This window comes from Cohnella sp. GCM10012308 (genome assembly GCF_042649185.1).
Lineage (GTDB): Bacteria > Bacillota > Bacilli > Paenibacillales > Paenibacillaceae > Cohnella.
In genome coordinates this window covers 101,551-116,980 of sequence record NZ_JBHRYU010000007.1, presented here as the reverse complement: position 1 = coordinate 116,980, position 15,430 = coordinate 101,551, and the positions used below count along the sequence as shown (strand labels likewise).

General features: G+C 53.9%; 7 protein-coding genes. All 7 read right to left on the bottom strand.

The window, feature by feature from the left end; all coding sequences use genetic code 11:
* Positions 1–80: 80 nt before the first annotated feature.
* The 7 genes from ACFOTD_RS11045 to ACFOTD_RS11015 all read right to left on the bottom strand — a co-directional run bounded on the left by ACFOTD_RS11045 (position 81) and on the right by ACFOTD_RS11015 (position 15,254).
* Positions 81–2,225 (bottom strand): hypothetical protein, encoded by a 2,145-nt coding sequence (locus tag ACFOTD_RS11045; protein WP_378118582.1) that lies wholly within the window; start codon positions 2,223–2,225, stop codon positions 81–83.
* Between the two features lie 168 nt (positions 2,226–2,393).
* Complete coding sequence (locus tag ACFOTD_RS11040) at positions 2,394–5,237, bottom strand: S-layer homology domain-containing protein (protein ID WP_378118580.1); 2,844 nt, start codon at positions 5,235–5,237, stop codon at positions 2,394–2,396.
* A gap of 496 nt (positions 5,238–5,733) precedes the next feature.
* Complete coding sequence (locus tag ACFOTD_RS11035; RefSeq protein WP_378118578.1) at positions 5,734–9,519, bottom strand: S-layer homology domain-containing protein; 3,786 nt, start codon at positions 9,517–9,519, stop codon at positions 5,734–5,736.
* Positions 9,520–9,752: 233 nt separating this feature from the next.
* A complete protein-coding gene (locus ACFOTD_RS11030; protein WP_378118823.1) occupies positions 9,753–10,883 on the bottom strand; it encodes a glycosyltransferase family 4 protein in 1,131 nt (376 codons plus the stop codon).
* Between the two features lie 147 nt (positions 10,884–11,030).
* On the bottom strand, positions 11,031–11,798 hold the full coding sequence (locus tag ACFOTD_RS11025) for a WecB/TagA/CpsF family glycosyltransferase (protein WP_378118576.1): 768 nt from the start codon (positions 11,796–11,798) through the stop codon (positions 11,031–11,033).
* Between the two features lie 2 nt (positions 11,799–11,800).
* Positions 11,801–13,078: a polysaccharide pyruvyl transferase family protein gene (locus ACFOTD_RS11020; RefSeq protein ID WP_378118821.1), complete on the bottom strand. Its 1,278-nt coding sequence runs from the start codon at positions 13,076–13,078 to the stop codon at positions 11,801–11,803.
* Positions 13,079–13,214: 136 nt separating this feature from the next.
* Entirely contained in the window at positions 13,215–15,254 is a 2,040-nt protein-coding gene (locus ACFOTD_RS11015) for a DUF5693 family protein (protein ID WP_378118574.1), read from the bottom strand.
* Positions 15,255–15,430: the final 176 nt, after the last annotated feature.

Below are 15,430 nucleotides of genomic sequence, written 5' to 3'. Positions count from 1 at the left end.
GGGAGCCAAAGTATTTTCCAGTTCTGTGAATAAAAAACTGCCGGTATATGATAAATACCGGCAGTTCTTTAGATGAACTCTTAATTATTCGTATCCGCTGTCCAGTCGTTCGAATAGAACCAAAAATCAATTGAGCGTTCAGCGACAAGCTTTTTAGCGCCTTGAACTGCTTCATAAAGACGAAGCTTATACTTGAGTGTGGCATCGTATCCGTTATTCGGATTTGGTTTTTTAATGATGAGTTCCTGGTTTGTTCCTGCTTTAAGTGTTGTAGTCGATGCGTCGCCTTCGATCGTTACGTCTTGTGACAGATAATTCGTTTCTTTTCCATCCGAGTTAACGCCTACTACCTCTAAGATAAGCTTGCGATCCGTCGGATAAATATCGTAGGAGGTATCCTTATCGAGATTATAATCCAACGTCAACTGAATATCGTCCCCAAGGATGGTCGGGAGCAACTTATTAATCGTGAACTTATACGGCAGTAAACTTATATCCTTAAAGGTGCTGTACAGTCGCTGCTCCTGCGGCAACCCGTAGGAGACGGCGTTAATGAAGCCCTCGGCAGCCGTTTTAGCATCTGTATACTTGGTATCTGAAACGCCTTCGCCTACGATCAATTTTAAGTTGTTCGTGTCATAGTTTTGAGGCACTGTGGCCGTAAACGTAAGCAGGGATTTGTTCGAAGCATTAACTTGACCTTCAGCCATCGTTGCAGTTGCTGGGAAGATATCGCCGTTATCGCTTTTAAAAAGCCCCACCAGTCTAACTGGATCGATTGTACGTTTTTCCGAGCTTGTCAGCGTCATCTGCACCGAGAAGATCTTGTTCGTTATCGTGTTGTACACATTTACATTATTCAGCTGAGCTGTCATTTTGCTGCCTTCACGATCAATGTTCATGATCTTATCAACGGCATACGATGGAATTTGGGCCAAGTAAGACGTGCCTGTCAATTCTCCAAGCTTGGTCGTCGTCTTATCATCGACCTTGTTATTCAGGACTAACTGAGCCTTAGTAAAGTTAAAATTGGATGGAAGCTTTGCATATACATCCAAATCTACATAGCTGCCGGCATTCAATCCAAACTGGTTGTTAACGGCAATGGTCTTAAATTCAAGCTTTGTCTTTTCATCCAAATAGAAATAGCCGGATAACGCTGGAATCGATACAGCCGTCTTGGATTTGTTCGTAAGCCGTATTCTCGCAGAGAGTACATCCTGACTGTTCCACGGCTCTCTAATTAGCGATGTTAGCTTGTACTGGTATGAACCCTCTGTATTGGTGTATGTGAAGTTATCACTTGACGTGGAGGTCGTCGGTGTAGCCTTGCTAAAATAGAGATTATAAGTACCGACCGGAAGCGTAACAGCCGTTTCTCCACCACTATCTTTTAAAATCATCAGTTTCCAGCCCGTCTTGGCCAATGCATTAGGAACATTCGCCGTGATACTGAGTTCTTTACGCGTTAGCGGTTGTATCGAAAGGTCGTCGGTAATCGAAGGTGTAGCTTCGTACATAATGCCGCTGGCAGTTACTAGGTAATACTTGTACTTACTAAGTGTAACGGCTTTCTTACCGATATTGTTATATACAAAATTGGTCGTAATGAGCTGCTCATCATCGCCAGATGCTGCGATCGTAGACGAGGTTACTTTCGAGTTTAATGTCGTCGTAGAGAAATACAGAGACTTGTAAGAGCCGGCAGCTACAACATTATTAAAGTTTTTAGGAAACGTGAATTTACCAACGCCTTGCTCATAACCGGCCACACTGAAGTTAAACTTAACCACTCTAAATGCCAAGTCCGATAACTTCGTCGATTCCCCTACGGTAGCATACAACGTGATCATGCTTTTCGAGTTTGGAGCAACCCTGTTGAGCTTTGCATCTGCAGCAGATGTCTTAATGGAATAAGTGCTGCCCGACAAGTTGGCTAACCTGAACCAATAATTAGAAAGGTCCAAAGAAGCGGAGCTGCCGTTATAAATACTCAAAGTAAATGCAGCGATCTGTCCGCCATCAACCGGGGTCAGGCCTACATCAACCAAATTAATATAGCTGGTACTACTTAAGTAAATAGGTTTAACGACTTGCGATACGGCCGTTATTTTCGGCGCTGCCGCTGCTGTCGTAGTTGCCGCATAAGCCGATACAGGTGCTACAGCCAACATGGCCGCGGTTAGTCCAACCAATACTTTAAACTTTTTGCTAGATCCGTTCATCCGGCGATCCTCCCTAAACTCTATTGCATTTATTATAGCTTGCACACATGAATATTACGTGAACCGCATCTTAACCTACTACTATAGACGACGGATCTAGTCAAAAAGTTGTGATCACAGAAAAAAAGAGCAAGCCCGAAGGCTTGCTCTTTTTGGGGTGAAGAGAGATTACTTGGTGAGCGAAACGTCAGCAATTTGGTTGTTGTTGTTGTCTTTGATTGGAGCATTTGCGATCTTGACAACAATCGCTTGCGAAGCTGCAAACGTATCGTTAACGCCAGAAGTAATCGTCAGCGTCGTACCTTGAGCGGAGAACGAAAGTCCAGCAACCTTGGACGTGCTACCATTGATGTAGACTTCAACACCAGTGGTGAAATTCAGGTTTTGTTGAACTGCTTCGCTCAGAGAAACCGTTAGTACCTTGTCGCTAACTACAGTGATGTTGGAAGCAGTAGGCTTAACGTTTTCTTTCAGGTACAGATTGGAGTTAGAGTTCTCATTAGCAGTACTCGACAGCGTGTTGCCAGCCGTATCCTTAATATTACTTACAGATACAGAACGGTAGCCGCTGCTCGTAATCGTGCCAGCAGGCAGGATAGCTTCGATCGTGTTACGATTTTGAACGAAAGAGATGCTAGTGCCCGTCGGCAGTGCTACGCCGTTGATCAGGAACTTAGAGATGTCCGGCGTATCCGTTGCAAGTGTAGGAGCGTCATTGGAATTGTTGTATCCAAAGGTAAAGACCAGTTTGCTAGGATTGTCTTGATCTTGCGCAATCGAAACCTTGATGTTGCCACTTGCGCTACCGCTAGAAACTGTGATAGTCGAAGTTGACAGGTTGCTAGTGATCTTGTTAGATACAGCAGCAGTGTCAGCAATGTACTTCACTGGGTTTGCGCTCGGAGTACCGTCATTTTGGTAAACAACGGTGAAGACATAAGTGCCCGGTGCGAATGTTTGCGTGGTAGTGAAGACAAGGTACTGATTTTCGCCTTCGCTAGCAGACGGCACACCATTGTTATTGTTGTTCGCATCATAACCTTGAGTCCAAGTACCCGCCAGATTTTGGGTGTTAAACTTCACACCGCTCGTATCCGTATAGGAGTATTGAACAACTGGCGCATTGACCGCAACAGCGTCTTCGTTGAACTTGAACACAAGTTTTTTACCATCGATGAATGCGGATTGCAGGGCAGGAGCAGCCGTATCCTTCGTAATTGTAACGCTCGTCGTGTAGTCAGCGCCGGTGTTGCCGACAGCATCCTTATAGCCGCTGATCGTTACGGAAGAGTTAAGGAAGTTAGCGCCGTTCAACCAGTTGTTCAGGTCGAACGTAACCGTGAATGCGCTGGAATCGTAGTTGCCACCAACAACATCCGTTTTGCCAGTAGCACTAGCAACACCGCCGTATACTACGTTAGCAGCAGACTTGCCGAGAGCTTCGCTGTACTTAACGGTCAGAACCGTTCCGTTGATCGTAGCAGAAACTACAGTCGGAGGCGTCGTGTCGTTAGGTACTTGCAGCGTAGTGTTGTACTCGAACTTCGTGCCAGCAAGATCTTGCGCGCCAACGATGTTCAGTGTGTAGTTCGTGTTCTTGCTCAGGCCTGTGATGTTGATCGAAGTAACATCAGTATCAGCGTCAACATTGTTGGTATAACCAATGCCAGCATGGTTCAGTTCAATAACAGAACCGTTGATGGAAACCGTACCAACCAGACTTGCAGCCTTGACAGGCTCACTGAACTTGATGGTAGGAACCGTACCCAGCCAAGTAACTTCAGTTACCGCAGGAGCCGTGGAGTCCGTCAGTTGAACAGCTTGCTTGTAAGCCGTCAAGGATTGACCGGAAGCAGACTTCAGACCGGATTTCACTTCGAATTGTTGGTAAGATCCAAGCCGGCTAACGAAGTTATCGAAAGTCAGCGTTGCAACCGTCTTGTCAGAACTCAAGGAAACGGACTTCGGATAAGTCGCGTTGCCGCCACTCAGAACAAAGTAAGAGTCATTAGTATTGAGCGAATAAGAAACGCCACCAACGGACGTACCTTCTTGAACAGCTTTGTTGAAGGTGACTGCAATTTGCTTGCCGTTCAATACTGCAACGGAAGAAACTGCGAATCCGCCGATCGTAACTTCCTTCTCAACTGCAGCGGAAGCCTTGTCGCCGTCGTATGCAACGACAGTGAACTTGTAAGTACCAGCAACTTGCTTAGTAGTCGTGTACGTGAAGGTCTTGTCGTCCTTCAGCGTAGCAGCTACTGCAGTAGCCGTACCTTGAGCAACCTTAACGCTGTCAGCAGTGCCGACAACCTTACCAGCTACAGTGATCGTATCGTCAGCGTTAACCGTGACCGTTACGCCATCAAGAACCGGACGGGCCTTGAGTTGCGTCACGACGTAAGCAACGTCGATCGTTTGGCCACGCGTAGCGTTAGCCTTGTAGTTCGAAGGAACAGCCAGGCCAGCGTTGGTAGCAGCTTGGATGTACGGGCCAGCCCATGCGGACGAACCAGCAACAACAGCGCCGTCAACCGGCTTGAGGCCAGCGAGGGTAACAGCAACCTTGATCACTTGCTCAACAGTTACGTTCAGCTTAGGACCAAACTTGCCAGCGCCGATACCGTTTACCAGACCAGCGTCGGAAGCGGATTGGATAGCCGTGAAGTACCAGTCAGCAGCCTTAACGTCAGAGAAAGAAGACGTCGTGTTGACCAGCTTCAGACCGCCAACGCTAGCAACGATCGTTGCGAACTCAGCGCGAGTCAGCGTGGAGTCCAGACGCGGATTGCCGCTTGGATCACCCTTAAGAACACCTTGATCAACGAACCACTGATACTTTTGAGCAGTGGTCAGTTCAGTTGTAGCGGCAGATGCCATAGAGGCAAACATGCCGAATACCATAGCGAGTGCTATGAGAAGAGACAAACTTTTCTTCATAACCTTTTTTTCTCCTCCTCGGAAAGGACTCTGTAATGTTTGTGTAGAAGATTTGTAGCTCGATTCTCTCATCGGTGTGTCACCCCCTCTCCGGAGTTGAGCGTTGTCTATAATTGATGTCTGCACATGTCTATGGTAGTAGAAGCATGTCGCAGAAACTCGTAAACACGCAGAAAATGGCCAGGGTAAATAATGCCACTTTGATCATTATACATGCGAGCAAACCTAGCGTAAAGAGAATTCTTGGAAAAGCTAGCCGCTCGTATGCCTTAAGTCCCTCTTGCGAGTCACATGATGTTAGACGCAGTTCGTCAGGAAAAGTTGCGTCGTTGCTCATTTTTTTTGAGCGTTTTTTTTTCCGGATTTGTCCTGACTACTTTTACACGGAATCATGGGCATCCAATCATGCTTGTCTTTCTTCCTCAACCTTCTATGTATAACTTAAGACTTCCATAGTATAGCCTACGTTCACTGGCGTCGTCATTGTCAAAAGTTTTCCTCCAGCGCACAATTCTATGAAAAATGAGAAAGGGAGCTGCCGCACCAGCGGCAACTCCCTAACCTATCATTAGAGTTTCTTCAGCTTTTTCATGACGCGCTGCGCAATTACAGCGGCATCTGCACGGGACAGATTCGAATCCGGCTCATAGCGGAAGGTCGCCTTGCCGCCTGCTGCCACCGTGTTGGCGATACCGGAAATGAAGCCCGCCTTGTTGACCGCCAGAATGGAGCTGACTGCGTACGCATCCGTGGTAGAAGCGTCAGTGAAGATCTTCTGCAGAGAAGCCAGATCTTTCTCGGCATCCGCGTTGCTCTTGACCAGGTTCATGGCTCGTGCAATCATGACGGCCGCTTCGCCGCGCGTCAAGTTATCGTTCGGCATGAAGAGTCTTGGCGACTTGCCACGGATATATCCCTTTTTGACCGCCGTCTCTACATAACGATAGTTCCAGTAAGGCTGATCCGGATAATCGAATGGCTGCACGTCGTCGAATGTCATGTTGTTAGGGTCGTATTGAAGCTGAATGCCCATAATCTTGACCAGCATCTGCGCGAACTCGCCGCGCGTGATGTTCTCGTATACGCCGAAGGAATTCGAATCCTTGTTATTCATAACGCCGTGCGAGAAGATCGACTCCAACGCGAGACGCGCGTACTTGTGACCGATGATGTCGCTGAAGCTGTACCGCAGCCCCATGACCGTGTAGTAACCGAAGCCGTCGAACGGCGCCGTCACCGTTTTGCTCGACGTATTGACTACGCCGCCGATGTTTTCCCATCCGTTGCTCGTATACCGCCACATGCTGAGGTTCTGACCGTAGGCATTGGAGATATCCGCGTCGTATTTGATGGTGATCGTACCGCGCTGCGAAGGCTCGAGCCACTTGGAAGGATCGTATACGCGGCCGTAGAACATATTGCCCGCTTGGTACGGCTGCATCGGATCGACGAGGTTGAAGTCGCCGGTAGGTGTCGTCGTGCCGTCGAAGTATCCCGCATCGATCCAGAATAGATTGGATGCCATGCTGAAGTTCGTCTTGGGACGCAGACGGTCCGTCGCATAGGAATCGGTAGCGACCGTTTTGATCATGCCGTCCTGCGCGTTACCCGCGTTGTCCGTTTCGCCGACCGCATTATATTTCTTGACCGTACGGCCGTCCGTGCGATCCGCAATGCCGAAGTAAATCATCTGAGAATTGAACAAATCCACCGTCTTTACGTCTTGGCCCGGGCTGGAATTCGCCTGTCTCAGGAACGTGTTCTTCGGGAAAGCAAGCTGCAGATCTCCCGTGAAGATCGAGAGCTTGCCGGAAGCTGCAACCGAAGTCTTGTACTGGGCCGTGATCGAATCATCCGCCGCATAAGTAACGTCGAAAGAGCCGTTTACTTTTTGCGTGCCCGACACGACCGTAAACTTCACCGAGTTTTTGCCTGCCTTGAGATTTTGCATCTCATAGCGGAAGATATCGCCTTCGCCCTTAACCATCGCGATCTTGCCGATCAGCACTTGGTCGGCGCCCTCCGCCTTGATGCTGATCTTCAGGAAGTTGGCGTTGATTACAGCTTCGTTGGGCAGCTTGGGCGACAAGATCAGATACGGGGACAGATCCCGTATGATCGTAATTGTCTGGGAGACGGTATTAGTACCCTTCCGCAGAATAATGGTAATGTTCGTCGCGCCGGAAGTCGGGAGCTTGATCTCGGACAGACGGATCTGGAATTCCTTCTCGCCGTTGCCCGAATCCAGCATGTAATCTTTTTTAGGCAGCGTTGTTGCATACATATCAATGTAAGGAACGATGGAATCCGTCGTAATCGGATCGGTCAGCGACAACGTCGTTCCGGTAACCGTACCCGCCGCGACTTTGTTACCGTCAATCTGAACTTCGAGAGAATCGAACTCAACGACCTTGAACAGCAGGTCCAGAGATTTTTCCGTCGTCGTATATTCATTGTCGTCCGTAACCGGGAACTTCACCGCGGTATCGGAAAACTTCCGTTGTGGCAGCGTGGTGCTGTCGTTGGACGGCGGCAGCACGTAAGGCACAGGATGCACGTTGGTGATGACCGGCGCTTCTTTGGAGAACAGGTAAATCGTAACCGATGTCGAGACCGGAATTCCGTTTGCCGTACCGGTAAATGTCAGCGTGTTGGCACCGGCGACCAATGTCAGCGCGCTTGGCGTCAATTTGAAGGTGCCGCTGGAGGGGGTGACGACAATGTCCGCCACGCCAGCCCCCCGCGACACGACTGCGCCGTTCAACGTAGCCTTGATGGTGTTCAGCTCGGCGTTGCTGCCTAGATTGAAGTTCAGCAGACGACCGACGATATCCCGCGCCTTAAATTCGGCATCGCTGCCGAACGTCTGTCCGGTAAACAGGTTGTCAATCTGAATCGCAGGCGCCGGGTAATAAGTCACGTTGCGTACGATTGAATTAGACAAGCCGCCGCTTGTGATTGTAAAGGTCAGCTTCAAATCGCCTGCGGGCAAGGATTTAAGCTTGATGACCGGATAGCCCCCGACAGTTGTACGTTGATCCTTATCGAAAAAAGCTGGAGAGGTTACATCGACGCCGTTTTGCTCCACCTTCAGCGTTGCTGTGCCGGTCGTCCCGAAGTTGCTCGCTTCAAGCACAATCCACAAAGGAAGCTGCGAGATGGATGTGTTGTTGGAGAAGTTTGCGCTTGATGGGTAGGTTATCGTGTTGTCGCCGCTGTTCTCGGTAACTCCGTATGCTTGCTTCACGCCGGTGATGACAGGCGATCCGCCTTTTAGGTAGGTAAATGCAACAAGGTCAACGGCCGAAGAACTTGGCCCGATAATCTTAAACGTATAATCCCCATTGGCGCTTAATGAGAACACGCCGGTGGTGGCAAAACTGTAAACCGCATAATCGGTTGTCGATTCAATGAATGTGCCAGGTATCGTCGTTGACGCAATCGGCGCGCCGGCCATGAGGTCGGCGGTTTTGAACAGTTGAATCGTAAAATTCGGAGGAGGAGAGCTGGCAGTCACCGGATCAGTCGTTGGAAGAATCAACCTTCCTGCAAGACTGTCGTTGTCCACATCCGCGCTGATCGTCGGCTTGCCGTCCAGTTGAATCGTGCCAAGCGTTACATTGTAAGCCGTCAGAGAAGCATTGTAATAGATCAATTGACGGGTTAACTGATAGGTCTTGCTGCCGTTACTGGCGATAATCGTAAGCTTGTTCAGTCCATGCGTCAACGCGATGCCGGACAGCACGTAGCTGGATCCGGATCCACCGAACATCTCTGTGCCGTTGATCGTTACCTTGGTTGCATTAGGAGCCTTAAGCGAGATCGTGGCGGTCGGGTTCGTCGTGACGATCGAGACGCCCTCCGGCAACGTCGTGCCGTCGATCAGCTTAACCTCGGAGATGACTGGTACGTTAGTGAAATATACGTAGGCATCCCCCGTAACCGCGTTACCCTGAGTATTCGTGCCTGTCACTGTGATTCGGTTCAGACCGTCATAAATCTGGACGGCCGTAAAGCGAAACCCGCTGGTACCTGTGATGATCGGAATGTTGGAGCCCGTGGATGACTCGGCCACTTGGTATATAGGAGCTTGGGTGACGGGGTCGGTGCCCGTCCTAACGAGCTTTTCGATCTTGTAGCCCAGGCTAGATTGGGCGACGCTATTGAACGTACCCGCAATATCGATGATATTGCCGTTCACATCGGTCGGCGATGTGACAACGGTGCTATAATCATCGAACTGAAAATAAGCCGATGCTGCGTCTGCCTTCTTGGCGGGCGCCCAGGGAAGCAGTGTCGCGACGAGCGCCAGCGTCAGCATCCAAGCGACAAACCGTTTGTTCGTAAGTTTCAAAGGAAAAGTCCTCCTTGTGCGGGATCGATAGTCATAGGCACGACAAAAACGGAATAAAGGAATGCACACCACCCTGCCTGCCACAGCGGACAGTTATCGTACCTTTGTTATCGGCCGGGCGGGTCCAATTGTTTAGCCATTTCCCCCATAATAAGACCCCGTACCCATTCGACCCGTTCAGGCATAAGAAAAGCCCTGCCCGCAAGCGCGGAACAGGGCCGTTAGATTCTAAGTTACTTGGAGCGCGTACCCGCCGTTTCCTTAACGCGCATGCGCGTGAGGAAGTTCAAGATCGGACGCTTCGACTTGTCCACGATGCCGATGAGCTCGGCGCCGATCTGCAGCAGTACGAGCAGCACGCAGATGACGACGAAGGTCAGCCAGTTGCCGACGCCCGAGTTCGAGAACACCGACTGGAGTACCGCGCAGGCGCCGAAAAATGCGGCGACGCCGTAAATGATCAGCACGGTCTTGCGGTGACTGAAGCCGAGCTGTTGCAGGCAGTGGTGAAGATGGCCTTTGTCCGGCTCGAAGATCGGCTTCTTCTGCACGCGACGGCGGATAATCGCAAAAAACGTATCCGACAGCGGCACGCCGATCAGCAGAAGCGGCGTCACGAACGAAACGACGGTAATCTGCTTGAATCCGAGCATCGACAGCATCGCAAGCGCGAATCCGAGGAATAGCGCGCCGGAATCTCCCATGAAGATTTTGGCGGGATGGAAGTTGAAGAACAAAAATCCGATAATGCCGCCGAGCAGCACCGCGCACAAAATGACGACGGTCCCTTGGCCCATCAGGGCGGACATGACGAGGATCGAGCTGATGGCGATACCGGATACGCCGGCCGCGAGGCCGTCGAGTCCGTCGATTAGATTGATGGCGTTGGTGACGCCTACGATCCAGAAGATCGTGAGCGGAATGCTGATCCAATCGGTCAAGGACTGGCTGGCTGCACCGAACGGTATATTAACGAAGTCCATTTGAATATCGAAGCCGAAAACAACGACGCAAGCCGCGGCGATCTGCACGAGCAGCTTGAGCTTGGCGGACAGCTGAAACCTGTCGTCCAGCGCGCCCAGCAGCACGATGAGCGAGCCGCCCGTCAAAAGCGCGCCGATCAAACGCTTGTCGTGAGCGCTGAACCAATGATCGGGAATAAGCGGCAGTAAGAGAAGAATAATGACCGTAAACGAAGCGTAGAAGGACAGGCCTCCGAGCCGGGGCATGATCCGCGTGTGCACCTTGCGGTAATTCGGTTTGTCGACCGCGCCGACGAGAAATGCGAACTTCTTGACGAGCGGCGTCAGCACGAGCGCAAGCGCGAGCGATAGCATAAATCCGGTGATCCCGATTCCAACCATCCAGCCTGTCGGCATTTTTACATCTCCTTTAGCTTATGTACCGGAATGAATTATACGCTCCGGCACGGGAATGAACAAGCCAATAATTTCGCCGAATTCCGGCAAAAAAGGCCGTTTTCCTGCATTCAGGTTCGTTTTCACGCGTTTTCATTTCGTTTGTAAAAGGTTATCGCCGTCTCTTGCCACTTTGATCGCGAATTGGGGAAGTACCATCATTCGCCTGATCCGGGTCGGCTCCTTAAGCAGCCGGTAAAACCACTCCAGCCGCAGGCGAATAAACAGCGCAGGCGCGCGCTTGGTCTTGCCGGCGAGTACGTCGAAGCTGCCGCCGACGCCCATCATGACGGGTACGCCGAGCGCGGCCTGGTGCTTCGCGAGCCACGGCTCCTGATTATCCATCGAGCGGGCGACGAACAGCAGATCGGGCTTCGCCTCGCGGATGGCAGCCACGACGGCTTCATCGTCTCTGTCGGTAAAATACCCGTTGCGAACGCCCGCGAATCGAACGCCCGGATAGAGCGAAGCCAGTTTAGCATGGGCCGCGTCCACGACTTCCTGCGAAGCGCCGAGCAGGTAGACGCTCCAATGGCGGCGGTCTCCCTCGCGCATCAGCTCATGCAGCAGGTCGTAACCGGCTACGCGTTCGGCGACGGGTTGACGGACGCGGCGCGCCGCCCACACGACGCCGGTGCCGTCAGGCACGACGAGCTCCGCGGTCGCCAGCGCGCGGCGGAAGTCGGGGTTCTGCAGTGACTTCATGACCATCTCCGGATTGCCGGTGACGACCCGATGGCTATTACGGAACGCTACGGCCTTAATGAGATGAGCGACCGTGTCGGCCATATTCATTTTAGAAAACGGTATGCCGTAAATCGATACGGTCGGAAAACTGCGGGCTTCCGCGGTCTGAGACATGATTATCTCCCTCTAAGTTCCAGGCAGGCTTCGACGATTCGCTGCGCCGGTACGGCCGCTTCTTCCTTCAGTCGCCGGATGGCGCTGTAATGGTCGATGCGCCACTGTGCCGGATCTTCTATGAATTGGACGGCCTTGGCCGAAAATTGTTGCAAGTCGATCGCGTCGACGGTGCCGATCGGCCGGTCGCCGAGGCGATGCAGAAATTGGTCGATCTTCGGATCGTAGGACAATCCGAGCAGCGGCACCTCGCGGTTCGCGGCATAGATGAGCGAGTGAAGCCGCATGCCGACCAGCAGGTCGCAGCGGTCGATCTCGCGCAGCATCTCCTGCGGCGCATCGTGCGCGGGCGCGATCTCGGCCGCGGCGGCGGCATCGCCCAGCCGCTCGATCACGTAGCGCGACGCATCCTCGTCCGCGCCCTCGTGAAAGGGCAAAAAGCGCAGCCGCACCGGCCGCTGCCGCGCCAGTGCCGCCAGCGCCGCGGCGATCCGGTCCAGGTCGGACCGGTCGCCGCGCCAGAACCGCACGGACACGCCGACTAGCGGCGGCCTGTCCGTGCCGCTCCCGCGCGCCGCGCCAGCGCCTTCGGCTGCCGCGGCTTCGCGCCCCTCGGCCCCCGCATCCGCGGCGCCGCCAAGCCCCGCCGCCCCCGCGCCTTCGGCCGCGCGAGGCGCACCACCCGCAGCGTCGCCAGCAACAGCGGCGCCGCGCACCTCCGCCGCGCCGCCCGACGGCGGCAGCGGCAGCCCCATGACCGGGTCCGGCACGACCGCGACCCGGTCCTCCGGAACGCCGAAGCCGGCCAGCAGCCCGGCCGATTCGGCATCCCGCACCGACACGTACGACGCCTTGCGCATCGCCCGCGCGATGAACGGACCGAACATTCTGCGTTTCACCGGCCCGATGCCCTGCGCATAGATGAACGAAGGCTTGCGCGCCCAGCGCGCCATCTCCAGGATACCCAGATAATACGGGATCGACCCGAGTCCGGTTGCATCCTGGAGCAAGCTGCCGCCTCCGCTGATGACGCCGTCGCTGGCGGCGATCGCTTCGCGCACCTCTCGCAGCTTCATGCGCGGCACCGACCAGACGCCGTATTGCCGGGCCGTCCAGGTCGGGTCTCCCGACAGGACGATCGGCTCGACGAACACGCCCTGCTCTTCGCCGGCCTGCTCGAGCGCGTTCAGGATGCTGAGCAGCACCGCTTCGTCTCCGCTATTGCGGAAGCCGTAGTAGCCGGACAATACCAGCCGCAGCTTCCGGTCCGTTTTTGCCATACCCATTATGCCATGCACCGCCTATGTTTACCTTAAATTCAGATGAATGCGGCCCGGGCCTCCCCTGTTAAGCGGCAGCTTCGAGCCCTTGTAGGCCGCATTATCCTTTACCCCGTTCGCCCTTTGCGGAACGAACTCACTTCAACGCCATTTGCTTTCTCCATGCCGCCCACAACCGCTCGAGCACCTGCCAGACGACGATCAGCACGAGTCCGATCAGGAACCCGATGCCGAGTCCCAGCAGATCCCGGGTAGCGGACAGCACGGCCGGCGTATGAATATGCGCGAACGTGTCGACCATCGACAGCTGTCCGATCGTGGCTGCGACGATGATCACGAGCGGCCACTTCGGATAGCGGAGCGACAGGAACAGGCCGAGGAGCATGAGCGGGTGGCCCATGGCGAATTCCTTGAATCTCGGACGTACGTGGAAGGTCGTCTCGAGGAACGTGCGCAGCTTCATCTCGATGCCGGATGCGGAGCCGCCGTTGCCCGTGCGAGTCAGGTAATAGTAGCCCGCCGCCAGCAAGAAGACGCCGATGATGACCCAGAACACCTTGATCGGCATGACGAGCAGTTGACGAATATTGCCCCAGAATCCGTTCGCCGAGCCGTAGAAAAATACGTACAGCGCCACCAGCGCGATCGGCGCGAGATGGAGCAGGCTCACGCCGCGGAACTGCTGCAGCACAAGCTCGTACGTAATGTCGTTCAGCAGCGCGATAACGAACGGAATGGCGATGACGGACAAAATCGCCGTGCGAATGTAGAGCATGATCGCGGAGCCCAACCGGCGTCCGGCGGACATGCGGAAGTTTTCCGGGCGGTTCCTTCTGGCCCGCAGCAGTCTGACCAGCGTTACGACGGAAACCGTCGGCGCCGCGATCGCCGCGAAAAGCGCCAACGCTTGCGTGAGCAGCGACGAATTCGTCGCAAGGACGCCCGCGCCGCCGATAAAGCCGAGGATCGTCACCGGCAGCAGCAGCGGCGGCAGGAACAGCCCGATCATCAGCGCGATAAGCGATACCGCGCCTGCGATGGCCAGACCGCGCCACACCGTTTCGGCCGGTGCCTTGTGGATCTTGAAGGCATGCGCCTCGCCGGTCTCGAAGCCGAAGTCGCGCATGCGCTCGATCGCGCCGTTGTCGCCGGTGAGCGCCGTGATGATCGTTTTGTCGATCGGATGCGTCACTCTTGCCAGCTTGTCGTTGCGCGCAGGCGCGGCGTTCAGGTAGATCATTCGAATGTTGCGGTCCTTCACCGCCAGCACGAGACGATCCTTGAGCGTCTCCGGGCTGATCACCATCATCTCGGCCTCGGACACCGAGTGCAGACGGATCGCGTTATAATCGAGCTTCTGGGCGAGCGCGCCCATGCCGAGCTGCGGCGCCTTCAGATTCTCGATGACTGCGATGCCGAACCCGCCATCTTTGAGCTGTTTGGCGAAGTCGTCAAGGCTCTTTTCCTCCGCCTGATTGTTATAGCCTGTCACGGCCTCGCCGTCGAAAATGATACGGGTCGCGCCCATCTCCTTGAATGTGGCCAGCCAATCGGCGACACGCGCGGCATCGTATGGCTGGGTACGATCGGAGATACGAGGCACGAGCATGAACCCGGCATCGTGTATCGCCTGCATGGCTAGCGGATTCGGTTCCATCGGGCGCAGTCTGGCATCGTCCGGTCCGACACCGATGATGATGCCGTCGCGGCCTTTTGCGGACCACGATTCGATACTGATTCCGGCCTGCTTGAACGCATCCTCGACGATCGGCCTAATCGCAGGCTCGGTATCCGGCTTGTTGAACAGCACGTATGTACGATTGTCGCCCGGCTGGCTCAGGTCGCCTGCCAATTGTGCCGCCTGCTGCGCGGAATACACGGTCAAGTCTCCCGTCAGACTCAGCTCGTCCAGATTGCTTTCGAACACCGCCATTGCGTTTACGCCGGCGTCCTTCAGTTTTTGGAGCTGTTCTGCGGCAAACGCCTTCGGATCCGCCTGCGTAGCCGCGATCGTCAGGATGTCCTTGTAATCCACGATGATTTCCACTTTGTCCGCCGAGTTCTCCGTCTGCACGCGCGCATAAGCGACAGGCAGCGATCCCAGCACGCCAAGCAGCACGACCCACCAGAGCCATTTCGCCAGTCTGCGATTCCATTGTTCCAGCCATACAGGCACGACTTCCACTCCCTTTTATCACATAGACGACGGCGCACGTTGGATGCCAACGCTTCGAACGGACGCCGAAATTCTCAAATAGCGCGAATTAAATGTAGTATTGCAGTTATCCGGACATTGAATGCCGAAAACGCAACATTTTCCTGTGCCTTGCCGCGATCGCCCGGACACCCCGA

What these genes read in the sequence shown, in the direction of transcription:
- ACFOTD_RS11045 (WP_378118582.1), bottom strand. Translation starts at nt 2,225, where the DNA reads ATGAACGGATCTAGCAAAAAGTTTAAAGTATTGGTTGGACTAACCGCG.
- ACFOTD_RS11040 (WP_378118580.1), bottom strand. Translation starts at nt 5,237, where the DNA reads ATGAGAGAATCGAGCTACAAATCTTCTACACAAACATTACAGAGTCCT.
- ACFOTD_RS11030 (WP_378118823.1), bottom strand. Translation starts at nt 10,883, where the DNA reads ATGGTTGGAATCGGGATCACCGGATTTATGCTATCGCTCGCGCTTGCG.
- ACFOTD_RS11025 (WP_378118576.1), bottom strand. Translation starts at nt 11,798, where the DNA reads ATGTCTCAGACCGCGGAAGCCCGCAGTTTTCCGACCGTATCGATTTAC.
- ACFOTD_RS11020 (WP_378118821.1), bottom strand. Translation starts at nt 13,078, where the DNA reads ATGGCAAAAACGGACCGGAAGCTGCGGCTGGTATTGTCCGGCTACTAC.